The sequence below is a fragment of the Actinoplanes sp. NPDC004185 genome (assembly GCF_053603475.1).
Genome location: NZ_JBSGFR010000059.1, coordinates 25,491 through 49,134, shown reverse-complemented (window position 1 = coordinate 49,134; position 23,644 = coordinate 25,491). Strand labels below are relative to the sequence as shown.

At 73.8% G+C, this 23,644-nt stretch carries 17 protein-coding genes and 1 pseudogene; 10 read left to right on the top strand and 8 right to left on the bottom strand.

The genetic code is table 11. The features are described 5' to 3' along the window. Both ACWEOZ_RS38800 and ACWEOZ_RS38795 read left to right on the top strand, forming a co-directional pair. A partial coding sequence (locus ACWEOZ_RS38800) for a sensor histidine kinase (RefSeq protein ID WP_451915663.1) occupies nt 1–2,253 on the top strand: 2,253 nt, incomplete at its 5' end. 49 nt (nt 2,254–2,302) lie between these two features. Beyond that, the gene (locus tag ACWEOZ_RS38795) at nt 2,303–3,499 is read left to right on the top strand and encodes an HD domain-containing phosphohydrolase (protein WP_451915662.1); all 1,197 of its coding nucleotides are present in this window, start codon (nt 2,303–2,305) and stop codon (nt 3,497–3,499) included. On the opposite strand, the gene ACWEOZ_RS38790 is transcribed toward ACWEOZ_RS38795, so the two are convergent. From ACWEOZ_RS38790 to ACWEOZ_RS38780, 3 genes are all read right to left on the bottom strand, one after another. Next, nucleotides 3,459–4,679, bottom strand: a complete 1,221-nt coding sequence (locus ACWEOZ_RS38790; RefSeq protein ID WP_451915661.1) for an HDOD domain-containing protein — start codon at nt 4,677–4,679, stop codon at nt 3,459–3,461. The genes ACWEOZ_RS38795 and ACWEOZ_RS38790 overlap by 41 nt on opposite strands. After that, the gene (locus ACWEOZ_RS38785; protein ID WP_451915660.1) at nt 4,676–6,844 is read right to left on the bottom strand and encodes a two-component system sensor histidine kinase NtrB; all 2,169 of its coding nucleotides are present in this window, start codon (nt 6,842–6,844) and stop codon (nt 4,676–4,678) included. The genes ACWEOZ_RS38790 and ACWEOZ_RS38785 overlap by 4 nt, the downstream gene beginning before the upstream one ends. Nucleotides 6,845–6,987: 143 nt before the next feature. Next, nucleotides 6,988–10,356 (bottom strand): ATP-binding protein, encoded by a 3,369-nt coding sequence (locus ACWEOZ_RS38780; RefSeq protein WP_451915659.1) that lies wholly within the window; start codon nt 10,354–10,356, stop codon nt 6,988–6,990. Between the two features lie 69 nt (nt 10,357–10,425). Between ACWEOZ_RS38780 and ACWEOZ_RS38775 the strand changes: the two genes are divergently transcribed. Together ACWEOZ_RS38775 and ACWEOZ_RS38770 are read left to right on the top strand one after the other, a co-directional pair. Continuing rightward, nucleotides 10,426–11,997 carry an AMP-binding protein gene (locus ACWEOZ_RS38775; RefSeq protein WP_451915658.1) on the top strand — a complete coding sequence of 524 codons (1,572 nt, stop codon included), beginning with the start codon at nt 10,426–10,428 and terminating at the stop codon, nt 11,995–11,997. Nucleotides 11,998–12,074: 77 nt separating this feature from the next. Then, nucleotides 12,075–12,644 carry a hypothetical protein gene (locus ACWEOZ_RS38770; RefSeq protein ID WP_451915657.1) on the top strand — a complete coding sequence of 190 codons (570 nt, stop codon included), beginning with the start codon at nt 12,075–12,077 and terminating at the stop codon, nt 12,642–12,644. Nucleotides 12,645–12,701: 57 nt separating this feature from the next. On the opposite strand, the gene ACWEOZ_RS38765 is transcribed toward ACWEOZ_RS38770, so the two are convergent. Together ACWEOZ_RS38765 and ACWEOZ_RS38760 are read right to left on the bottom strand one after the other, a co-directional pair. Then, nucleotides 12,702–13,463: an SIR2 family NAD-dependent protein deacylase gene (locus ACWEOZ_RS38765; protein WP_451915656.1), complete on the bottom strand. Its 762-nt coding sequence runs from the start codon at nt 13,461–13,463 to the stop codon at nt 12,702–12,704. Nucleotides 13,464–13,854: 391 nt separating this feature from the next. After that, the gene (locus ACWEOZ_RS38760; RefSeq protein ID WP_451915655.1) at nt 13,855–14,052 is read right to left on the bottom strand and encodes a hypothetical protein; all 198 of its coding nucleotides are present in this window, start codon (nt 14,050–14,052) and stop codon (nt 13,855–13,857) included. A 35-nt stretch (nt 14,053–14,087) separates the two neighbouring features. Here ACWEOZ_RS38760 and ACWEOZ_RS38755 point away from each other — a divergent pair, with 35 nt between their 5' ends. From ACWEOZ_RS38755 to ACWEOZ_RS38745, 3 genes and pseudogenes are all read left to right on the top strand, one after another. Next, the gene (locus ACWEOZ_RS38755) at nt 14,088–14,993 is read left to right on the top strand and encodes a hypothetical protein (protein ID WP_451915654.1); all 906 of its coding nucleotides are present in this window, start codon (nt 14,088–14,090) and stop codon (nt 14,991–14,993) included. Between the two features lie 107 nt (nt 14,994–15,100). Further along, nucleotides 15,101–15,370: pseudogene (locus ACWEOZ_RS38750) on the top strand (STAS domain-containing protein); the annotation flags it as partial. 100 nt (nt 15,371–15,470) lie between these two features. Then, nucleotides 15,471–15,830, top strand: coding sequence for a hypothetical protein (locus ACWEOZ_RS38745; RefSeq protein WP_451915665.1), 360 nt, complete (start codon nt 15,471–15,473; stop codon nt 15,828–15,830). A 479-nt stretch (nt 15,831–16,309) separates the two neighbouring features. Here the strand turns inward: ACWEOZ_RS38745 and bdeA are convergent, their stop codons facing one another. Then, the gene (gene bdeA / locus ACWEOZ_RS38740) at nt 16,310–17,242 is read right to left on the bottom strand and encodes a bis(hydroxyethyl) terephthalate hydrolase (protein ID WP_451915653.1); all 933 of its coding nucleotides are present in this window, start codon (nt 17,240–17,242) and stop codon (nt 16,310–16,312) included. A 396-nt stretch (nt 17,243–17,638) separates the two neighbouring features. On the opposite strand from bdeA, the gene ACWEOZ_RS38735 reads away from it, so the two are divergent. Genes ACWEOZ_RS38735 through ACWEOZ_RS38725 form a run of 3 tightly spaced genes read left to right on the top strand, consistent with a single transcriptional unit; the run spans nt 17,639 to nt 20,692 of the window. Beyond that, the gene (locus ACWEOZ_RS38735; RefSeq protein ID WP_451915652.1) at nt 17,639–18,208 is read left to right on the top strand and encodes a QsdR family transcriptional regulator; all 570 of its coding nucleotides are present in this window, start codon (nt 17,639–17,641) and stop codon (nt 18,206–18,208) included. 48 nt (nt 18,209–18,256) lie between these two features. Further along, nucleotides 18,257–20,053: a thiamine pyrophosphate-requiring protein gene (locus tag ACWEOZ_RS38730; RefSeq protein WP_451915651.1), complete on the top strand. Its 1,797-nt coding sequence runs from the start codon at nt 18,257–18,259 to the stop codon at nt 20,051–20,053. 45 nt (nt 20,054–20,098) lie between these two features. Continuing rightward, complete coding sequence (locus tag ACWEOZ_RS38725; RefSeq protein ID WP_451915650.1) at nt 20,099–20,692, top strand: chemotaxis protein CheB; 594 nt, start codon at nt 20,099–20,101, stop codon at nt 20,690–20,692. A gap of 9 nt (nt 20,693–20,701) precedes the next feature. On the opposite strand, the gene ACWEOZ_RS38720 is transcribed toward ACWEOZ_RS38725, so the two are convergent. Together ACWEOZ_RS38720 and ACWEOZ_RS38715 are read right to left on the bottom strand one after the other, a co-directional pair. Continuing rightward, nucleotides 20,702–22,303: a glycosyltransferase family 2 protein gene (locus tag ACWEOZ_RS38720; RefSeq protein ID WP_451915649.1), complete on the bottom strand. Its 1,602-nt coding sequence runs from the start codon at nt 22,301–22,303 to the stop codon at nt 20,702–20,704. Then, nucleotides 22,300–23,616 carry a glycosyltransferase gene (locus ACWEOZ_RS38715; RefSeq protein WP_451915664.1) on the bottom strand — a complete coding sequence of 439 codons (1,317 nt, stop codon included), beginning with the start codon at nt 23,614–23,616 and terminating at the stop codon, nt 22,300–22,302. Before ACWEOZ_RS38715 ends, ACWEOZ_RS38720 begins: the two co-directional genes overlap by 4 nt. Nucleotides 23,617–23,644 lie beyond the last annotated feature (28 nt).

Here is a 23,644-nt window from a genome sequence, read left to right as displayed (position 1 = left end):
GTCGGCGCCGGCGGCCCGGGGATGTCCCGGGCGGCCGGCGCCCTGCGCGCTCACCTGCGTGATCCGATCCAGCGCCGGGTCCTGGGCGTCGTCCTGGTGGGCGCCGCCCTGGCCGGCCTCGTCGCGTTCGGCCTGGCCGGGTACGACAGCGTGCTGCGCGGACTCGGCGTGCCGGCCGCGGCGCTGCTGCCCGGGCTGATCGTGCTGAGTTGTCTGGCCGAGATGGCCGTGGTGCGGCTGCGGCACGGCGAGGCCGTCGAGGAGCTCAGCCTCTACGAGGCGGCGCTCATCATCGACGTGCTGCTGCTGCCGCCCCGGGACGCCCTCATCGCCGCAGCCGCCGGGCTCGTCCTCGCCGGTACGCTGCAACGGCGCCCGGTGGTCAAGGCGATCTTCAACCTCGGCACCTACACGGCCGCCACCGCCGTGCTGATCCTGATAGTGCATCTGCTCGGTGGCCGGCCCGGTGAGATGACCCTGGGCGTCCTGGTCGGCGTGGTGGTGGGCACGCTCGCCTTCACCGGCGTGAACCTGCTGTGCCTGGCGCAGATCCTGGGCGTGCTCAACAAGGTCGCGCCGTGGCGGATCGTGCGCTCGGAGGCGCGGCTGTCGGCGTACATGGCCGTCGGGACGATGGTGACCGGGCTGACCACCACCGAGATCGCGTTGCACTCGCCGTTGCTGCTGCCGTTCATGGCGATGCCCGCCCTGGCCGTCACCTACGCGTACCGGGCGGCGGCGCGGGAGGCCGACGAGCACGCCCGGTCCGCGTGCCTGCTCCAGCTGTCGCACGCCCTGGCCGAACGCGAGGACGTGGTGCGTCAGTTCCTGGTGCTGGTGCGCGAGGCGTTCGGCGCCGACCTGGCCGTCGTGGTGCTGGAGAACGACGACGCGGCCCTGTCGGTGGAAGGCACGGATCCCACCTCGCTGCGGCACGGGCCGATCCCGCGGCATCTCGCCGCACTCGGCCGCATCGACGGCCCGGTGCACCTGGCCGAGGACCTGCCCGGCGGGTTGCGCCGCATGGTGGTCGTGCCGGTGCAGGGCGGCGGCCGCCGATTCGGTACGGCCGCCTTCGCCACCCGCGACCGCAGCCGGGGCTGGATGACCACCGGCGACGTCACTCTGCTGGCCTCCCTGGCCAGCGCGCTGGCCGTGGCCATGCGCGGCGCCGAGCACCTGGACCGGCTGGTGGACGAGACCAGCAAGCTGCAGGCGGTCGTGGAGCAGTCCGCCGAGGGCATCATGGTGATCGACGGTGACGGCACCGTCCAGGTGTGGAGCCGGGCGCTGGCCGACATCACCGGTGTCGACGCCGCCGAGGCGATCGGCCGGCTGCTGGTCGAGGTGCTGGACGTGCCGGTCGAGGAGGAACGCCGGCTGCTCATGCCGGTGTCGGTCGAGCAGCCGAAGGCCGTCACCGAGCTGACCGCCCGCCGCCGGGACGGCGACCAGCGCCGGCTGCGGCTCGCGCACTCGGCCGTCTTCACCGCCGGGCTGCTGGTCCGCGACGTGGTGGTGATCAGCGACCTGACCCGCGAGTACCGCACCGAGCGGCTCAAGTCCGACTTCATCGCCATGGTCTCGCACGAGCTGCGCACGCCGCTGACGCCGATCATCGGCTACGTCGACCTGCTGCGCTCGCGCGGGGAGCGGATGACCCCGCAGAAGCGCCTGGACGCGCTCAACCTGATCGGCGACCGCGCCGGGCACCTGTCCCGCCTGGTGGAGGACCTGCTGCTCGCCTCGCGCTTCGGCGACAACCCGGACGACGTCTCGCTGCAGGTGTCGGCAGGCATCCACGACCTGAGCGCGCTGGCCACCCAGGCGGCGCGTGATCTCGGCTCCGCGCGGGTCGTGCTCGACCTGCCGCCGGGTCCGGTCCTCGCCCACTGCGACGACGGCCGGGCCCTGCAGGTGCTCGCCAACCTGATCGGCAACGGCCTCAAGTACTCCGCCGAGGACACCGAGGTGGCGGTCGGCATGCGGCTGGACGGGACCCGGGTGCACGTGGACGTCCGCGACCACGGCCGCGGCATCCCCGCCGACCAGCTCGCGAAGGTCTTCGACAAGTTCCACCGGGTCGAGGACCCGATGACGATGAGCACCAGCGGCACCGGCCTGGGCCTGTTCATCGCCCGCCGGCTGGCCCGGGCGATGGGCGGCGACGTCACGGTGGTCTCCACCCTCAACAGCGGATCGGTCTTCACCCTCTCGCTGACCCGCGCGAACGCCGAACCGGCCACCGAATAGCCCCCAAATCGATATATTGGGGTGATTCGGACCAGTGCGAGGAGCCCGCATGACGACGCCGGTCGAGAAACCCCGGATTCTGCTGGTCGACGACGAGCCGAACCTCCTCGACGGCCTCCGGCGGCAGCTGCGCCGCGACTTCACCGTCGAGACCGCCGTCGGCGCGGCCAACGGCCTGTTCGCCCTCAAGCCGGACAATCCGTTCGCGGTGATCGTGTCCGACTTCCTGATGCCCGGCATCAACGGGGCCGAGTTCCTGGCCGCGGCCGCGAAGGCCGCCCCCACCAGCACGCGCATGCTGCTCACCGGCCACACCAGCCTCGCCGATGCCGCGGTCACCGTGAACCAGGGCCGGGTGTTCCGGATGCTGCTCAAGCCGGTCGACACCGAGACCATGACGGCCGCCCTGCGCGACTGCGTGACCCAGCACAAGCTGGTGGTCGCCGAACGCGAGCTGCTGGAACGCACCCTGCAGGGCAGCGTCAAGGCCCTGTCCGACGTGCTGTCGCTGGCCAGCCCGGCCGCGTTCGGCCGCGCCGCCCGGATGCGCCGGGTGGCCTCCGCCATCCTGGACCGGGTGGAGGTCGAGGACCGGTGGGCCGTCGAGCTCGCCGTCGAGATGGCGCAGCTGGGCATCGTCTCGCTGCCGCCGACCGTGGCCGCCAAACTGGACTCCGGCGCCGAGCTGGCCCCGGCCGAGCAGCAGATGGTGGATCAGCTGCCCGCCGTGGCCGAGCAGCTCATCTCACCCATCCCCCGGATGGCCCCGGTGGCCGAGTGCATCCACTACTCGCACAAGGGATTCGACGGATCGGGCACGCCGGCGGACGGCGTGGCCGGCGACCGGATCCCGTTCGGCGGCCGGCTGCTGCGGCTGGTGCAGGACCACGACGCGCTGCTGCTGCAGGGGATGTCACCGACGGTCGCGCTGGCGACCCTGCGGACGCAGTCCCACCTCTACGATCCCGTCCTGCTGGAGGCCTTCTCGTCCACCGCCGCGGCGGCGGCCGAGACGATCCGCGGGGTGATGCTGGCCGACCTGCAGGCCGGCATGGTGCTGGCCGCCGCCGTCCGCAACCGGTCGAACGTCCTGCTGGTCAACGCCGGTCAGGAGGTCACCGTCGGTCTCATCACCCGGCTGCGCAACTTCGCCGCCCTCGAGGAAGGCGTCGCCGAGCCGTTGATGGTCCTCGACGAGGCCGGGATCAACGCCGCTGCCGCGCCTGCTCCCGTCGCCATCGGGTGATCACCTCGAGGTCGCGGCCGGCGAGCTGATCGTCGTCCGGCGCGGGCGTACCGAGCGGTCCGCACACCGGTCCCAGCTCCGCCTCGACCACCAAGTGGGCCAGCGCGACGGCGGTGGACGCGTCGGCGACCGCACCCGGCTGCACCGTCACGGCGTGGCCGGCGACCGCCTCGATCACCGGATCCGGCAGCCCCCAGAACCGCAGCAGGTCGGCGCCCGCGTCGATGTGGGAGAAGCCGATGACCGACGACTCCGTCACGCACAGGAAGGAGGCGTCGGCCGGATCCGCCGAGCGCCATGCCTCCAGCGACCGGGCGAACTCCCGCGGTCGCATCGAGGCGAGGACCAGCTGCCCGACCTCGTGCAGCAGGCCCGCGGTGAAGGCGTTGCTCTCCCAGTCGGTGCCGTCGGCGAGCATCCGGCACAGCCGGGACGTCTCGACCGAGTGCAGGGTCAGCGCCTCCAGCCACTCCACCGGCAGCCCGGCGCTGACGTCGAACGTACGGATCAGGTCGTGCATGAGCACCAGGCCGCGGACCGTCTGCACGCCCAGCAGAGCCGTGGCCTGGCCGACGTCGCTGATCTTGCGCCCCACCGTGTACGCCGACGAGTTGACCAGCTGCAGCACCTTGGCGGTGGCGGCGGGGTCCCGTTCGATGACGGTGCCGATCGAGTACGCCGACGCGTCGTCGGAGTCCAGGGCCTCGATGAGCTCGACGAGGGTGTGCGGCGGGCTCGGCAGTGACTGCACGTCGGCGCGGTCGGGCCGGGCGCCCGTACCGGTGGGGGCCCGTACGTCGATCAGCCGTTCCACCGTGGCGACCAGCTGCTCCGGTGAGCTCGGCTTGGTCAGGAACTCGTGGGCCAGCACCATGATGCTGAGCAGGTTGTCCTCATTGGTCTGGCCGGAGAGGATCACCCGGGCCGTGCCGGGGTATTCCAGGCGCACCCGTTCCAGCAGCTGCGCGCCGTTCATCCCGGGCATCCGGTAGTCGGAGACGATCACGTCGCAGGGCCGGTCCCGCAGCGCCGCCAGGGCCGCCTCGGCCCCCTCGGCGAAGGACATGTCCCAGCGGTCCCGGTGGGTCCGCAGCATCCGGCGCAGGCCGCCGAGGATCCGGGGCTCGTCGTCGACGAAGAGGATGTGCGGCCGCGGGGTCACGGCGGGCGCCCCGGTCACAGCGACGCCTCCGCGAGCTGGCCGGCCGGCCGCGGCTCGTCGAGTCCGGCCACGGGCAGCCGTACGGTGAAGACCGTGCCCGCCCCGACCGTGCTGGTGAAGTCGATCGTCCCGCCGTGCCGGTCGGCCACCAGGGTACGGACCAGGGCGAGTCCCTGACCCGTGCCGGTACCGACCTCCTTGGTGGTGAAGAACGGGTCGAACAGCTTGTCCGCGATCTCCGGAGGCACCCCGGTGCCGGTGTCGGCGACCTCGATGACGGCGTACCCGTCGTCCAGCCTGGTGCTGATCCGGATGGTGCCCCGGCCGCGGTTCGCCGCCCCGATCGCGTGGGCGGCGTTGACCACCAGGTTGAGCACGACCTGGTTGATGTCGCCGAGGTGGCACTGCACCAGCGGCAGGTCGCCGAGGTCGGTCTCGACGTCGGCGGTGTACTTGATCTCGTTGTTCGCGACCACGATGGTGTTGCTGATGGCCTCGTTGAGGTCGGCCCGGCTCTTCTCCTCGGTGCCGGGATGGCCGAAGGCCTTCATCGCGCGCACGATGTGGGCCACGCGGTTGATGCCCTCCAGGGTCTGGGAGATCGCCACCGGCACCTCCTCCATCACGAACTCGATGTCGATGTCGGTCGCCACCGTCTCCAGCTCGTGCAGCGCGGCCTCGATGTCACCGTGGGCCTGCGCCGTCGCCACCAGCTCCCGGTACGCCGCGAGCAGCCGGTCCAGATCGGTGAACGCGGTCTCCAGGAAGCGCACGTTGTCCCCGACGAACTGGATCGGCGTGTTGATCTCGTGCGCGATGCCCGCGGCGAGCCGGCCGACCGACTCCAGCTTCTGCGCGTGCCGCAGCTCCAGTTCCAGCCGGTGCCGCTCGGAGACGTCGCGGGCGGTGAAGACGATGCTGCGGGAGCCGTCGTGCTCGCTCACGTACTCGACCAGGGCCTCCACGTCGGTCCACTCGGCGCCGGCGTGGCCGCGGATCCGGCAGGGCAGGGCCGCCGGCCGTTCGAACGACGACGCGACGTCACGCAGCGCGGCCACGTCGTTCCCGTGCACCAGCGACCAGATGTCGCTGCCCAGCAGGTCCTCGCTGGGGCACGCGAGCATCATCTCGGCGGCGGGATTGACGAAGCGGATCAGGCCCACCTCGCCGGCCAGGATGAGGGCATCGGCCGAGTGCTCGACCACGATGCTCAGCCGCGACCGGCTCAGCAGCTGGTCCAGGGTGAGTGCCGCCTCGTCGGCCAGGGTCGTCATCGACGCCGAGAGGTCGTCGGTCGGGCGCCGGTCCAGCGCCAGCACCAGCATGCCGAAGACGTCGCCGTGCGCGGCCATCGGCGCCAGCATGACCACGGCGTGCGGTGGCAGCCGGAGGACCTCGGTGACCTCGGCGGCGGCCTCATCGCAGACCATGGCGTAGCCGCCCGGCCGCAGCGCCGCCCGGGTCTGCTCGGGCAGCTTGGTCAGCTCGGTGACCCAGCCGGAGGCCTCGCCGCCCACGTGCCCGGCCGCGGCGATGACGTGCAGGGCCGGCCCGGTGACCGTGAAGATGAGCGCGGCGCTCGCGGCCCGGTCCATGCTGAGCGCGGCGCCCAGGGTCACGTCCATCGCCTCGCCCCGGGTGGTGGAGGCGACCAGTCCGCCGCCGGCCGAGGCCAGGGTGCCCTCCCGGTCGGCCGAGCGGTCCCGGGCGCTGCTGCCGCGGGCCAGGACGTGGTTCACGCCGAGCGAGATCAGCGCGGTGCAGAACAGTGGAATCGCGACGCCGGCCGGGATGTCGAACCGCGCGAAGCCGAAGCCCATGATCGCGCAGATCACCAGGACCGCGAGGATCTTCTCCCGCAGGCGGCCGTACAGCGACCGGAAGTTGACCCAGACGATGCACAGACCGATGGTGATGCCGAACTCCGAGCCCGCGGCCACCAGGCCGACGCAGGCGCCCTCGAAGATCCAGCTCCAGGCGGGGAACCGTTGCCGGCGGTACCCGGCGTAGAGCCAGCCCACCACGACCAGCGCGGCCAGCACGGCCGGAACGGCCAGCGCGGACCGGTGACCGCCGAGACCCCAGAGCCCGAACAGCGGCCAGACCAGCAGAATGCCCAGGAACAGAGTGCGGACCTGGCCCAGCATGGTGTCCGTGCCACGAAGCCAGCGTCGTGCCCACAACGCCCCACCTGCCATGGCCGTCCCTCCAGCCAGACGGAGAACCATCAGTTACCGGACCGATGGCCTATATCGGTTCATAGTCTCAGAAACGATGTGACCGCCGTGGCTGAAGCCGCGATGCACCTGGATTGCTCCTGCACAGGTCAGAGCGTCGAGTGACAGCCCGCGGCCCGGTATCCGGCGGCAGCCGTGGCCAGGTGGGCGGCCCGGTCGAGGCCCAGCGGCGACCGCTGTCCGGCGGCGAGGTGACAACCCAGCTCCTCGTGCGCCCGGGCCAGCTCGTACGGCATCCGCAGATCCTCGGCCAGCCGCGCCGCCCGAGCCCACGCCCGCAGTGCGCGGTCGTGGTGACCGTTGAGCAGCGCCTGCCGGCCGGTGCAGAGCAGCGAACGCGGCCGGGCCATGGGGAACCGGCTCGCGTAGCGGCGCAACCGGCGTACGGCGACCGCGGCCGTCGCGCGGACTTCCGGCGCGGCCGGCGCAGGGTCGAGCAGGGCCAGGCATACCTCGGCCGGACCGGCGTGCGCCTCCAGCGCGTACTGCTCGAGCGAAGGCTGCGGGCCCACCAGGTGATCCGCCGTGCGTATCTCCTGCCAGGCCCCCGCCCGGTCACCAGCGATGAGGGCCAGCCGGGCCCGCACCACGTGCAGCCGGCCGGTGTCGACTCCGGGCACTTCCGGCAGCAGCCGCCCGGCCTCGGCCAGCCACCCGGGCAGGGCCGGATCCGCCGGGTCGGTACGCAGGGCGGTCTCGATCAGAACGAGCAGCCCCCACTTCTGCACCACCGGGTCCCGGCGGTCCCGGCCGGCGGTCATCGCCTCGGTGGCCACCGAGGCCGCCTGCTCGTACCGGGCCGTCAGGTAGTACGCGACCGAGGCGATCAACAGGGCTTCGTCGCTCCACCGGTGCATCGGGGTGCGCCGGCCCAGCTCGCGCACCCGGCCGGTGACGGTCTCGACCGCCGTCCAGTCGCCGGCCCCGAGCCAGTGCAGGCCGCCCACGATGCCGACCCAGCAGATGGTCACCGGATCGGCGGTCAGCTCCACGTCCGCGGTGACGGCGTCCAGCTGACGCCGGGCCGGCCGGTGCCGGCCGAGCGTGCCCAGCACCATGCCCAGCCCGGCCCGGCACCGCAGGACCAGGTCGAGGTCCCCGGCGCGCTCGGCGTCGGCGAGGGCCCGCAGTGAGGTCGGCAGGACCGGCATCCGCTCCTGCAGCACCCAGTAGACCTCGATGATGGTGAACCCGGCGGCGGCCTGCTCGTAGGCGATCTCCCGCAGGTCGTCGTGGTGCTGCGGGCGGCCACCACGCAGGAGCCGGCGCAGTGTCTGCCCTGCCAGCACCCGTAGCCCGCCGGCGGCCGACACCGGCGCCGGCCGGCCCAGCAGTGCCAGTGCCCGCTCCAGGTGGTGCCGCGCCGCATGCTCCGCGCCGAGCTGCTGGTGGGCCTCGCCGAGCAGGCGCTCCCAGCGGGCCCGGTGCAACAGGGTGATGTCGTCGCGCCGCAACGCCGTACCGAAGCAGGTCAGCGCCTCGCGGAACCAGCCCGCCCGCCGATGGAACCGCCAGAGGTGCAGCAGGTGCGCGTCCAGGGTGACCGGATCGGCGTGCGCGAGCAGCCAGTCCGTGGCCACTCGCAGGTTCTCGGCCTCTATCCCCGCCTCGGCCGGTCCGCTCAGCCGGGCCGCGTAGTGCTCGGCGTGCCGGCGGCGCGTGCGTGACTCCTGCGCCGGGTCGGTGGCGAGCTGCTCGGCGGCGTACTGCCGGAGCAGCTCGTGCATGCTGTAGCGGCCGTCCGGGCCGACCGTGACCAGCGAGTGGTCGACCAGGGCGGCCAGCAGCGGCAGGCCGGCGTCCGCGACGGCGGTGGCCGCGGCCAGGTCGAAGCCGCCGCGCAGCACCGACAGCCGGCGCAGCACGCCGCGCTCCTCGTCGGTGAGCAGCTCGCAGGACCAGTCGATCACCGTCCGCAGGCTGCGGTGCCGGGGCTCGACATCGGCCGACGTGGTCTCCAGCAGGTCCGGGCCGGCCGCCAGCCGGTCGGCGATGGCCCGCGGTGCGGCACCGCGGACCCAGCGGGCGGCCAGCTCGATGGCCAGCGGGACGCCGGCCACCAGCCGGCAGATCCGCGCCACGTCCTCGTCGCCGGAACCGGAGGCGTAACCCGGGCGCAGCAGCCGCGCGCGTTCGTCGAAGAGCTGCACCGCCTCGTACCCGGCGGTCCGCTCCCCGGCTCCCGGCGGCGGGCACGGCAGGCCGGGCACCTCGACCAGCCATTCCGCGCCCAGCCCGAGCCGGCGGCGGGAGGTGACCAGGATCTGCGTCGCCGGCGCCCGGCGCAGCAGGCCGGCGATCGTCGCCGCGGCGGCGCTCAGGTGCTCGAGGTTGTCCAGCACGAGCAGCATCTCGCGCTCGGCCAGGTGCTCGGTGAGCACCTCCAGCGGGTCCCGGGGCACCGTGCCGGCCGTCCCCAGAGCCCGGGCCAGCGCGCTGACGACGACATCGGCGGTGTCCTCGGTGCCCACGAAGGACACGAACGCCGTGCCGTCGCGGTGGCGCTCCCGCCGGGCGGTCGCGATCTCCACCGCCAGCCGGGTCTTGCCGATGCCGCCCGGGCCGACCAGCGTGACCAACCGGCACGCGGGGTCGTTGAGCAGCGCGTGCAGCCGGCCCAGCTCGCCCGTCCGCCCGATCAGCGACGTCAGCGGGCGCGGCAGCCCGGCAACCGGCGCGGGACCGGGCAGCTCGGTGAAGCCGGCGGCCGCGGCGATCTTGTCGCGCAGGTCCGAGGTGGCCGCCGAGGGCTCCACGCCGAGCTCCTCGCGGAGCAGATAGCGGCAGGTCTCGTACTGGGCCAGGGCGGCGCTGCGCCGGCCCGCGGCGGCCAGGAACCACATCAGGGCCCGGTGCGCCTCCTCGGTGAGCTGGTCCAGCTCCAGCATCCGGCGGGCGACCTCGATGCCGGTGGCGGTGTCCCGCTGGTTGCGGGCACACCGCAGCGCGCGCTCCAGCACCGCGAGCATGTCGGCCCGGACGGCGGCGCGACGCCCGGTCAGCCACTCGTCGAACACCGGCGCGCCGGGCGTGGTGAAGCCGTCGAGGAGATCGCCGCGGCAGAGCCGGACCGCCTCCGCCAGCTCCGTGCCGTCGTGCTCGGCGGTGGCGGCCCGGGCGACCTCGGCGGCATCCACCCAGACGGGCTTGTCGGCGGCGAGGGCGACTGTCTGCCGGGTCGCCACCACGTGCTCCGGCAACGCCCGGCGCAGCTTGGTGAGCACCAGCCGCAGGTTGGCCCGCGCGGTCGGCTCCGGCAGCTCGCTCCAGAGCAGCCCGGCCAGCGCGGAGCGGGAATGCGGGGTGCCGGTGACCGCGAGATAGAACACGAGGGCCGCCGCCTTGACGGACGCCAGCTCCGCGAGTGGACGCCCACCCACGGTCAGCTCGGCCGAGCCGAGCACCTGGACCCGCAGCTCCTCGAACGCCATCGCCACCGCCGTCGTCAGCAGGGACATTACCGCGAACCACGCTGCGCCGACGGTCGGGAAACGGACCGCACACGCTTGCTTCCTACGGTCGCGGTCATGACTCTTTCCAGCACCATCCGCAGTGTCCTGCCCGATGTGGAGACCGGCGGGAGCACCATGCCCGCGCTCGTCCTGCGGCACGCCGCCCGGCTGGGCGGCAAGCCGGCCCTGATCGACGGGGCCACCGGCCGCACGATCACCTATCGCGATCTCGCCGCCGGCGTCGACCGGACGGCCGCCGGCCTGGTCGCCCGGGGCTTCGCGCCCGGCGACGTCCTGGCCGTGCATCTGCCCAACCTGCCGGAGTACGCCGTGATCGCGTACGGGGTGATGGCCGCCGGCGGGATCGTCACCGGCGCCGGACCGGCGTCGACCGTCGAGGAGCTCACCGCCCAGCTGACGGCCGCGCGGGCCCGGATGCTGGTCACTGTGCCGGGACTGGCCGAGCAGGCGGTGGCCGCGGCGGGCCGGGCCGGGGTCGAGGAGGTGTTCGTGCTCGGTACGGCCCCCGGAGCCACCCCCTTCAGCGAGCTGATCGGCCACTCGTACCCCCCGGTGCGCGTGCCGATCGACCCGGACCGCGACCTGGCCGCCCTGCCCTTCTCCAGCGGCACCTCCGGCCTGCCCAAAGGGGTCGAGCTGACGCACAGCGCGCTGGTCACCAACATCCGGCAGGGCCAGGCCTCGCTGAGCTTCCACGAGCAGGACGTGGTCGTCGCGGTGGCGCCGTTCTTCCACGCGCTCGGCCTCAACCTGGTGCTGCCGGGCAGCCTGGCCGCCGGTGCCACCGTCGTCACCATGGGCCGCTTCGACCTCGAGGCGTTCCTGAGCCTGATCCAGCGGCACCGGGCGACGCTGACCATCGTGGTCCCGCCGATCGCGGTGGCGCTGGCGTACCACCCGATGGTGGACGACTACGACCTGTCCTCGCTGCGGGCGGTCGGTGTCGGTGCGGCACCGCTGGGCGCCGACCAGGAACAGCGGTGCGCCGAGCGGCTGGGCTGCGCCGTCGCGCAGGGCCTGGGCATGACCGAGACGTCGGCCTTCATCTCCGGCGGCCCGCTCGACGCACCCCGCCGCGGTTCGGTCGGCCGGCTGGTGCCCGGCACCGAGGCCCGCATCGTCGACCCCGGCAGCCACACCGACCTGGCCGCCGGCCGCACCGGCGAGCTGTGGGTCCGCGGCCCGCAGCTGATGCGCGGCTACCGCGACGACCCGGCCGCGACCGCCCGGACCATCGACGCGGACGGCTGGCTGCACACCGGCGACCTCTGCTACTTCGACCAGGACGGCTACCTGTACGTGGTCGACCGGCTCAAGGAGCTGATCAAGTACAAGGGCTACCAGGTGGCGCCGGCCGAACTGGAACACCTGCTGCTGACCCACCCGGCGGTCGCCGACGCGGCCGTGGTGGCGCGGCCCGACGCGGACGCCGGTGAGGTGCCGGTCGCGCATGTGGTGCTGCGCGGTCCCGCCACGGCGGAGGAGCTGCTGGCGTATGTCGCCGAGCGGGTCGCGCCGTACAAGCGGCTGCGGGCGGTGCGGATCACCGACTCGGTGCCGCGTTCCCCGGCCGGCAAACTGCTGCGCCGCGTGCTCGTCGAGGCGGAACGGGCGCACCGTCCTTGACGACCTTGGTATTTCCGGCGGCCCGGCCGCACTCAGGTGTTCGGGTGCGGCCGGCGCCCGCGGCGGGAGGGGCGCCCATGGCACGCGCAGGACTGCTGAGCTGGGTCGTCAGTCTCGGTGCCACGGTGGCGTCGACGTACGCGTTGGACGCGTTCGCCGCCGCGGTGGGCACGGCCGCGGCGGCCTCGGGACTCCTCGCCCGGGTCGCGATGCCGGGACTGGCGGCGCTGCTGCTGCTCAGCTACGCGGCCTGGGGGCTGGGCCTGCGGGCCAACGTACGGGCCAACTGGGCGCTGCTGACCACGATGGGCACGAGCACCAACATCCTGTCCAAAGCGGCGTACGAGATCGCCCGGCGCCGGACCAGCGGCGTCCGCGCCCACCGCACGGCGGCCGCCACCGGGTACGTCGGCACCGAGCTCGCCAAGGAGATCCCGTACTACCTCGGGGCCTTCGGGGCCGCGGCGCTGACCGACTCGGTCACGTCGGGCCAGGCGCTGATCTTCCTCATCGGCGCGAACCTCGGCGCCGCCCTGTACGAGTTCCTGCTGGCCCGGGCCACCGGAGCCGTCATCCGCCGGCGCGGGCCGGCCGAGCCCCGCGCGCGCCGGGCTGTTGCCGTGGAGAGCGGGCGCCGAGATCGCTGAGGCGCGGATCGGCTCGCGGGTCGGGGCTGCCGTACCGGGATCGGGGGACGCGGCTGATCAGCCGGCCGCGTCGACGAGCCGGGGCAGCAGCTGCGCGGCCGGGCCGCGCAGGTTCACCGCGGCGACCGGGTCCAGCGGTGTCGGCATCGGGTTGAGCTGCACCACGGCGGCGCCGGCCCGGGCCGCGAGGTGCGGGATCTCGGCGGCCGGATACACCAGCCCGGAGGTCCCGATGGTCAGCAGCAGGTCGCAGGCGGCCGCCGCCTCGGCCGCCTCACGCAGGGCCGCCTCGGGTAATGCCTCACCGAACCACACCACCCCCGGCCGGACCGGACCCGCGCACGCGGTGCATCGTGGCGGTTCCAGCCGCCGGCCTTCCAGCGGCTCATCGGCCGGCCCCGGCAGCGGCGCCGGCTGTCCGCACAGGAAGCACCGCGGCGCGAACAGGCTGCCGTGCAGGTGCACCGGTGCCGCCGAACCCGCCCGCTCGTGCAGGTCGTCCACGTTCTGCGTGATGACCACAGTGCCCGGCCGGCGGGTCTCGATCGTGGCCACCGCGACGTGCGCCGGGTTCGGCCGGGCCCGGCTCACGGCGCTGCGCCGCCACTCGTACCAGCCCCAGACCAGGGCCGGGTCGGCGCGGAAGGCCTCCGGAGTGGCCAGCGACTGGGCGTCGAACCGCTGCCAGAGGCCGGTGAGGGCGTCGCGGAAGGTCGGGATGCCGCTCTCCGCGGAGACTCCGGCCCCGGTGAAGACCACCACCCGCCGGGCCTGGGCCAGCAGGGCGGCTGCTTCCCGTACGGCTGAGACCTGATCCATTCGCACAGTATGCAATCGCTGTTCTGCCGGCGGTCGCGGCGCGGTTTGCTTGCGGGATTGCGGGGTGAACCCGCCGGCTCGCGGAAGTCGAAGCTCGGGGGAGCGACCATGCGCGATGCGGCCATCGTGGCGCCGACGGCCTCCCTGGCCGGCTCGCCACCTCCCGACGAGGCCCCACACCCGTCCACGCGGCCGGACCGCCGTGGCGGGACCGGCTCTCCCGGCTGGTGCCGAGCGTCGTGCCGGGCACGCCGATGCTGGTCGCCGGGCTGATCGGCGCCGGCCGGCCGGTGCTCAGCTGGGACGAGGCGACCACGGCGGACGTCGCACGGCGCTCACCGGCCGAGATCTGGCATCTCGCGCAGAACATCGACGCTGTCTTCGGCCCCTCCTACTTCTTCATGCACGGATGGACCCGGCTCGCCGGAACGTCGGAGCTGGACCTGCGGCTGCCGTCGATCGTGGCCATGGCGGCGGCGGTCGCGGCGGCCGGTCCACTCGGCCGGCCCTGGTCGGTGTGCTGGAACGCGGCCGGCCGGTGCGGTGGGCCGGGTACGGAATCTGCGTCGTGCTGCTGGGGCTCGGTCACCTCGTCGCGCTGCCACGCTGACCGCGCACGCCGCGATGGTGCTGATCCGCGCACGCCGGGACCGGTCCTGGCGGGTGGTCGCCGCCTGGGGCGTGACGCTGACCGCCGCGCTCGTGGTGCTGTCGCCGGTGGCGTGGCTGGGCGTCCGGCAGCGGAACAGCCAGCTGGCCTGGGTCGATCCCTTGACGGTGGGCGCCCTCGGCTCGGCGCCGGGGCAGATCGTCGGTTCGGTGCCGACGGCCTGGCTGCTGGTGGGGCTGGCGGTGGTCGCGTACTGGCGTCCGGTGTCGGCGGTGGTGCCCGTCGCCCTGCTCGCGGCGGCCCCGGTGACCGTGGTCGCCGCGGTCTCGGTCCTGGTCGCTCCTCTGTGGGTGGCCCGCTATCTGCTGGTCGTGCTCGTGCCGCTGGCGATGCTCGCAGCGGTCACTGTGGTGGGACAGCTACGGGTGGACCGCAAGCCGCGTGGCCACGGGCCGGCGGCGCTGCGCCTGATCGTCGTCCTCGCCGTGGTGGCGGCCACGGCGTATCCCGGCCAGCGCTCGGTCCGGGGCGCCACCGCGAAGAACGGCCCGGACTATCGCAGCATCGCGGCCCTGATCGAGCGGCACCAGCGGCCCGGCGACGGCATGGTGTTCGAGGTCCGGTCCCGGGCGATGCGCGCGGGCGTGGAGTACTACCTGCACCGGGACCGGACCTTCCCGCGCGACCTGCTGCAACGCCGCTCGGCCGCGGACGCCGGCCGGCTCATGGCCGAGGAGTATCCGGACGCCGCGGCCCGGGTGGCCGGCACGCCGCGGGTGTGGTTGCTGGTGAGTGGTCCCCGCCAGGACCCGGTCACCGGCTACCCGGCGCTGCGGTCGCTGCTGCGTGACCACCACCGACGTGTCGGCGTCTGGCCGGTGAACCGGGGCACGGTCGCCCTGTACCGCTGTCGATGCTGAGCGGACAGCGGGTGGCCAGTTAGAAGGCGCCGGGCAGGGGTAGGGCTGGTCCACCCGCGACCCGGTGACCCGGCCGCGGCAGGACATCCGGCGGAAAGGAGCCCGGCGTGCTGGACATCGAGGCCGACGGCTCGGGGACGGTGCAGGTTCTCGTGCGCGGAGAACTGGAGATGCAGCATGCACCCCGGCTCCGGGAGTCCATCATGGCCCTGCTCGACCGCGGCGACGTCACCGGCGTCAACATCGACCTGGCCGCGGTCACCCTGCTCGACGCCACCGGTGCAGGTGCGATCATCGTCGTCCACCGCATCGCCACCCACCGCCGGGTGGCTCTGCGCATCACCGGCGTGAGCCCGATCGTCGTCCAGATCCTCACCCTGATCGGCGCCGGGGCCCTGCTGCCGGCGGGGCAGCGTTCACCGCCAGGTGTCACCGGCGGGCAGCGGGGTACTGCGGCGCGATGCGAGAGGTCAGGAAATGACGATGTCGTGGGTGCGGGCCACGGCGGTGGCCCGGGCCGGCTGGGCGGGAGTCCTGCTGGTCGTACCGGAGGTGGTGGTGCGGGCGGGCGGCCCGGCGCCGGTCCCGGCGGCCGCGGTGACGGTGGCCCGGGTGCTGGCGGTCCGGCACCTCGTCCAGGCGGCCGCGAGCGCCCTGACGCCGACCGGCCCGGTCGCGGGTCTCGGTGCCGTCGTCGACACGCTGCACGCCGGCAGTTGTGTCGCGCTGGCCGCGATGTCGCCCCGGTGGCGCCGTGCCGCGCTGCTGGATGCGGCGGTCGAGGCCGCCTTCGCGGCAGTGGGATGGGCCGGCAGCGGCCCACCGCGACGCGGATGACGCGCCGTGCCCGCCGCCCGGCTCAGGGCGGGGGCCGGTCACTGTTCGAGTGATCGGCCTTCACGCCGTCCGGCGCCCGGACGACGTCCGTGGCTCCGCCGCGGCGTGTTCGCCCCCGCACCGGCGGATCGTCGCACTTCTTGGTCGACCGCCGGCTGAACGGCCCGGGCCGGACCGGCCCAAGCCGCCGGCCCCGGCCAGCCGCTCAGCATCCCGTCGTGCGCTGCGAGCAGGCCCAGACCGGTCCCGGCGGCCAGGCCCCGCGCCCGCGGCCGGGTCGGCCCCCGGACGGCGCGGACCAGCGCCAGGACCAGCACGCCCGGCATCAGGGGCAGCTCCAGCAACACGGCCCGTCCGTGCTCATCCGTGCTCGTCCGATTCTCGACGCCATCCGCAGGCAGCCTGTCGGCCGGCGCGGCGCCGAGTTGAGCGGAACGGGCGGCAGGGACCCTGGCCGGGTCCCTGCCGCCGGGCGGTGCTCAGGAATGCGGGCAGGTGTCGCGGTACTCGGAGATGGTGGTGCTGACCTGCGGCGGCGGGCACAGGAACTGCTCGTAGCGCAGGTCGTCATCGATGAAGCGCTTCAGCCAGGCGATGCTGTACTTCGCGATCGTGGTGTTCGAGCTGTTCGGCGCGAAGTGGCTGGCGTTGTTCAGCTCCAGGTACGCCTTGTCCAGCGAGGCCGGCAGGCTGGTGTAGAACGGCTGCGCGTGCGAGGTCACCGAGGCCACGGTGTCGTTCTCCGCGCCGATGATCATGGTCGGCACCGTGACGCCGGACCAGTTCTTGGTCAGGTTCCACGGGGTGAGCGGGATCGCGGCCTGCAACGCCGGCCGGTCGTCGGCGGCCTCCAGGGTGCCGCCGCCGCCCATGGAGTGGCCCATGACGCCCAGCCGGGCGGTGTCGATCCGGGTGCGCACGCTGCTGCGCTGGGTCAGGTAGTCCAGCGCGGCCAGCAGTTGCCGGCCGCGGCTGGCCGGCTGGTCCGAGCGGGTGAGCGTGTCGATGTTGAAGACCACGAAGCCCTGCGAGGCGATCCGCGGCGCGAGCCAGGCCATGCTGGAGCGGCTCGCCGTGTAGCCGGGGGCGATTGCCACCGCGCCGAAGGTGCCGGCGGACGTGCTGGTGGGGTAGTAGATGTCCCCGCCGCCGAAGCCGCTCACGCTGAACGACGAGACCGTCGTCTGGGAGACCGCGAACGAGCCGCGGGTCGCCTCGATGCTCGCGGTGGTGGGGGCCGGGCCGCGCTCGAACGGGTTCGTCGCGGCGTCCGCGCTGGGCACCAGCGCGATGCTGCCGGCGGTCAGCGCGGCGGCGAGGGCCGCGCCGGCGACGGTACGGCCCCGGAACAGCCGGTTGCGGCCGGCCGCCGGTGTCCTGCGGTGCCCACGTACGGCCGTACCGGGCGTCACGTCAGCTTCTGGCGTCACAAAAGCCTCCAGATCGGTGGGGACGATGCCTGTTCCCGCCGCGGGAAAATCACCGGGCCCCGGGAAACAATGCGCATCGAATGGTGTGTCCGGACATTAGCCAGCCGTGTTCGGGTGGGACCAGTTCCGTGACGATCGTGAGACGGCGGTCGCACGATCACCGTCGTGAGCAGGGACGACCCTCGGAAATACGGCGAACCGGAAACGGCGTCGAGGCGGTCATCAAACCTCGGAAAATGGACTCGTGAAAAGTCCGGCCGGACGGGTAACACGGGTGAGCCGGAATGTCATCGGCGCCGGTACGACGAGCGGATGGAAGGCCCGTACGGCGTGCCGGAGGATGGACGCATACCGTTGCTGGGCCGGGGGAGGAGCACCGTGACCCCTCGCCGGGTGATCAGCCACGAGGCCGCCGTGGCGGGAGCCGTCCGGCACTTCCTGCGCAACGGCACGGTCGACCTGGACGAGCTCGCCACCGAGCTCGCCGTCAGCCGGGCGACGTTGTACAGAGTGGTGCGCAGCCGTGAGCAGCTGCTCGGGTACGTCCTGTGGACCCTGTGCGAGTTGCGCCTGAACGTCGCGCGCGCGGCCCGCACGCGCGACGGCGTCGACGGCGTCCTGGAAGTGACCCGGCACTTCGCCGCCGGGCTGACCCAGGCCCACGCCCTGATCCGCTTCGTCACCGCCGAGACCGAGCTGGCCGACCGGGTCATGTACTCGACCAGCGGGATCGTGCATCCGCGGGTGGTCGCCGCCCAGCGCGAGATCTTCCTGGAGGCCGGTTGCGGCCCCGCGGTGGATCTCGACCGGCTGGCGTATCTCTACACCCGGCTCGCCGAGGCCGCCCTCTACGCCGGGCTGCTCTACGAGGACGGCTCCGACTTCGGAGCGCCGGAGAAGGCGTTGCGCGCGCTGCTGACCGAGGTCTGGCCGGTTTCCGCCGATTGAGCCCGGCGCGGTGGGGTAGACGGGACCTGCCACCGGGAGGAGAACGTCATGGCCGAGCGTACGGTCGCGGATCTGCTCGTGGAACGCCTCAGTGAGTGGGGCGTGGACCGCGTCTTCGGGTATTCCGGCGACGGCATCGACGGCGTGCTGGGCGCGCTGCGCCGGGCCGGGAAACCCACGTTCGTGCAGGCCCGGCACGAGGAGGCGGCCGCGTTCATGGCCGTCGGGCACGCGAAGTACACCGGCGGTCCGGGTGTCTGCCTGTCCACCCAGGGCCCCGGCGCGGTGCACCTGCTCAACGGCCTCTACGACGCCAAGCTGGATTCCAAGCCCGTGGTGGCGATCGTCGGGCAGCAGGCCTCGACGGTGCTGGGCAGCGCGTACCAGCAGGAGATCGACCTGGTCCGGCTCTTCGGCGACGTGTGCGCCCAGTTCGTCCAGGCCGCGCACACTCCCGAGCAGGTGCCGATGCTCATCGACCGGGCGTTCCGGACCGCGCTGGCCACCCGGAGCCCGACGTGTGTGATCCTGCCGCACGACGTCCAGTCGGCGCCCGCACCCGATCCGTCCGCGCACGAGCACGGCGTCATGGTGACCAGTCCGGGCCTGCGCCCGGCCCGGGTCGTGCCGCGCGAGGAGGACCTGCGGGCGGCGGCCGAGGTGCTGCGGGCCGGCGAGCGCGTCGCGATCATGGTGGGTCAGGGCGCGTACGGCGCGGCCGCGGAGATCGTCGAGCTGGCCGACCGGCTCGGCGCGGGCGTCACGGCGTCGCTGCTGGGCAAACCGGTGCTGGACGAGGGCCTGCCGTTCCACACCGGGGTGATGGGGCACCTCGGCACCACGGCGAGCGAGCAGCTCCTGAGCAACTGCGACACCCTGCTGCTGATCGGCACCAACGACCCGTGGACCGAGTTCTACCCGGTGCCCGGGCAGGCCCGGGCGGTGCAGATCGACATCGACGGGCGGCAGCTCGGCGTGCGCTATCCGATCGAGGTGCCGCTGCTGGGCGACGCCGCCGAGACGGTACGCGGCCTGCTCGCCGAGGTGCAGCCGCGTGCCGCAGGCCCGTGGCGCGACCAGGTGGAAGCATGGGTACGCCGGTGGCGCGAAATCTCCGCCGCCCGCGCCACCGCCCCGGCCGAGCCGATGAACCCCCAGTTCGTGGTCCACTCCCTCACCGAGCGGCTGCCCGCCGACGCCCAGGTCGCGGTGGACGTGGGCTCGGTCGTCTACTGGTACGCCCGGCATCTGCGCCTGCCGCGCGGCGTCCCGGCCCACCTGTCGAGCACGCTCGCCTCGATGGGCTGCGGACTGCCGTACGGGATCGCCGCCAAGCTGGCCGCTCCCGGCCGGCCGGTGATCGCCCTGACCGGGGACGGGGCCATGCAGATGACCGGCCTCGCCGAGCTGGTCACCGTGGCCGCCCGCTGGCGCGACTGGGCCGACCCGCGGTTCGTGGTCTGCGTGCTGAACAACGGGGACCTCGCCGAGGTGAGCTGGGAACAGCGCGAGATGGAGGGCGAGCCGCGGTTCGCCACCTCCCAGCAGCTGCCGGAGGTGCCGTACGCCGGCTATGCCGAGCTGCTCGGCCTGCGGGGGCTTCGCGTCACGTCGCCCGGCGACCTGCCGGCGGCCTGGGACGCCGCGCTGGCGGCCGACCGGCCGGTGGTCATCGACGCCGTCGTCGACCCGGCCGTCCCGCTGCTACCGCCCGGGCGCCCGTTCGAGAAGGTCAAAGGCATGTACGCGGGCCTGGCCGCGGAGGGCGGGGAGACGGCCCGCCGGGCCGAGGCACACCTGCGCCGGGAACGCGCGGACGAGGGCTACGACGACCCGGCCGGCTGACCGACGTTTCGCCGCGCCGGGTGCGGGCATCCCGGCGCTCCGGCCGTGGCCGACCGGCACCTGGTCGTCGACGATCATGACGTGCTCCGGCTGCGCCGCGGCCCGCGCGAGAACCGCGTCCGTCCCGCGGTCGACGCCCTGTTCCGCTCCGCTGCCCGCTGGTGCGGTCCCCGGGTGACCGGGGTGGTGCTGTCCGGCAGCCTCGACGACGGCGCCGCCGGACTGGCGGCCATCGCGGAGTGCGGCGGCGCGGCGCTGGTGCAGGATCCCGCGGACGCCATGTTCGAGGGCATGCCGCGGGCGGCGCTGCGGGCCGTACCGGATGCCGTGGTCCGGCCGGCCGCGCAGCCGGCCCGGGCGATCATCGAGGGGCCGGCCGTCCGGTGCCGCCCCCGGCCACCGGGCCCGCAGCGGCGCTCATCTGGGAGACGGACAATCGAGGCGGCGCTGTGGACCGCCATGAGCGCCATGCAGGAGAAGGCCATGGTGCTCGCGCAGCTGGCCGAACAGGCCGCCCGGGCCGGCGACGAGCCCGCACGGCGCCGGCTCGAGGCCTCGGCGGCCGAGGTCGCGCAGGCCGCTGACGCGCTGCGCAAGCACTTCATCGCGGACCCCGCGGAGGCCGGGCCGCTGCCGTGACCGGCGCGGTCACCCCCGCCGGCGCAGGATCCGGCGGACGTGGGCGCCGACCCGCTGCGGCGTCAACGGCACCACGGAGATCATGAGCCGGCCGGAGCCCTCCACCGTGCAGGTCAGCGCGGCGAACCGAGCGCCGCGCCGGAGCACCAGCGGCTTCGGGCGGCGCAGCGCGGGTGCCCGTACTGCCATCGCGCCCGCCGCGCCGGTGGCGCTCACCGCCCCCAGCGCGCGGGTGACGTCGAACTCCCCGGCCTGTGACGAGACGATCCGGCGCCGGCCGGTCGCCGCGGTGGCGGCGACCAGCTCCGCCGCCACGAACCTGATTCGTACGGTGGTGCCCGTCCCGTCACTCCCGACGACGCTCACCTCGGCCGGCACCTCCTCGGCACTCACGGCGATCCGGTCGATGCCGAGGACGGACAGGTCGGCGACGGGCGTACGCGCGGTGATGGTCAGCACCCGCCGCCCGCGTCCGTCGGTCTCCCAGTCGAGCCCGGTCGCGTCGAGGCGGGCCGCCCAGTCCGGGTGCGCGGTCACCTCGAAGCAGGAGTCGGGCAGCCCGCGGTCCGGGTCCCGGAAGCCCGGATAGCGCGCGTACCACCGGCCGTCCTCGACGAGGGTGCCCGGTGCGCCGCGGCGCGCGTCCTGGCGGATGACGGCCAGCAGGTCGTCGAGGTCGCCGTCGCGGGCCACCGCCATCCGGATCCGGGTCTCGGCGCCCAGCCCGGCCGCGATGTCATCGCTGAGATGGTCGGCCACCAGCCGGCCCACACCCTCGTGGAGCTGCGCCTGCACGGCCCGGTCCAGCACCAGGAAGTCGTCCTCCAGCAGGCGGGCCACCTCGTGGTCGAACCGGCGCAGCAGCACGGCGTCGCGGTGCCGGCCCGGCTCGATCAGCTTCGCGACGAACGCCACGATCGCCTCGGCGGTCCGCAACCGTTCCAGGTGCCGGCTGAGGTAGGTGATGTTCGTGGCGCTGAAGCGCCGTACGGCGAAGTAGTAGTCGTAGTCGGCCAGCACCGAGATGCGCCGGGCCCGGTAGCACGCCTCCAGGGTGAACGGCAGGTCGCTGCCGATCCGCATGTCCTCGGGGTAGCGGATGGCGTGCCGCTCGAGCAGCTCCCGCCGGAACAGCTTGGTGTTGGCCAGCGACCGCGGCAGCGGCGAGTCGAACAGGTCCAGGTCGGGTTCGTCGCGGGCGAAGATGTCCTGGTAGATGTGCCGGCTGTTGACGCCGACCACCTTGCCCAGCACCACGTCGGAGCCGTACGTGTCGGCCGCGGCCACCAGCCGGCGCAGCGCGTCCGGGCCGAGACGGTCGTCCGACCCCACGAAGAAGACGTAGCGGCCGGTGGCGACCTCGAGGGCCTGGTTGCACGGGCCGGCCGGGCCACCGGAGTTGGCCTGGTGGATGACGGTGAACAGGCCCGGATATCGCTGCGCGAAGCGGTCCAGCTCCGCGCCGCTGCGGTCGGTCGAGCCGTCGTCCACGGCGACGATCTGCAGCCGTTCCCGCCCGATGGTCTGCTCCACCAGGGAGTTCAGGCACTGGGTGAGGTAGGGCATGGTGTTGTAGACCGGCACCACGATGCTGACGTCGGGCACGCTCATCGCGCGGTGTTCTCCTTGATCGTGCGGCCGGCCGACAGGCGGCGGTACACCGCGTCGAGCACCTGGGCCTGGGCCTCCCAGGTCCAGCCGGGCAGCGGGCTGTCCGCTCCTTCGTAGACCCCGCGGTAGCGGCCGGGGTCGGCCAGCACGGCCCGGACCGCCCGTGCGAGGTCGGCCGCGTCCCGGGCCCGGAACACCTCGCCCTGCCCGGTCGCCCGGACGGTCTCCGCCATCGTGCGCACGTCGCTGACCACGATGGGCAGCCGCGCGTGGGAGTACTCGAAGAACTTCGTGATCAGCGCGATCTCGTGGTTCGGCCAGTGGTGCAGCGGGATCAGGCCGATGTCGGCCGACGCCAGCAGGGCCGGCACCTGCCGGTGCGGCACGTAGGGCACGGTGTGGACCCGGCCGGCGACCCCGAGCCGGGCCGCGGTGGCGAGCAGCTCCCGCACGTACGGCGTCGACGCGTCCCCGACGACCAGCGCGAGGTGCACGCCCTCCAGCCGGGGCAGCGCCGCCACCACCGTGCCCAGTCCACGCTGGACGGTGGCCGACCCACTGTAGACCAGCAGCGGCGTCGCGTCGTCCAGGCCGCACAGCCGGCGCAGATCGGGCGCCGCACCGCTGTCCTCCGGCGGCGCGGTGACCGCCGGGGTGTTGAGCACCACGGCCGGCAGCTCGGCCAGGTGGTGCTCGCGCTGCAGGAGCTCGGCCAGCATGGGGGAGACGGTCACGACCGCGTCGGCGTACGGCACGTACTCCCGCTCGTAGGCGAGATGGGCGGGCAGCCACCGCGCGTTGTCGCGCCGCGGCCGGGCGCCGGGGAGGAACTCGTGCGCGTCCCACAGCAGCTTCACCGGACGGCCGGCGGCCCGGGCCCGGAGCGCCGCCCGCGCGCCGACCCCCAGCATCCGGAAGTCGTGCGCGTGGATGAGATCCGGCGCCAGCTCGTCGATCACCGCGCCGAAGGCCCGCTCGTAGTTCCACAGGCCCGGCTCCAGCCGCCGCCAGGCCCGGTCACCCTCGACGGCCCGCCAGAACCACACCTGCGCGTACTCCACAGGTCGCCGGGCCCGGCGCGCCGCCCGCAGCAGCGGTCCACCGCGGGCGAGCAGCCGGGCGCGCAGGCCACCCGTTCCCGTCATGGGGCCGGTCATGGCGAGCAGGCGGACCTCCGCGCCGCCGAGCCGCCACCGCACGGTCTCCCCGGTCGGTGAGCAGCCCAGCAGGACGACGTCCCACCCCGCGTCGGTGGCCGACCGGGCGGACTTCTGCACCCGGGAGTCGCCCTCGACACCGTTGTCGACCAGCATCACGACCCGCCGGCCGGCCCCGGTCTCG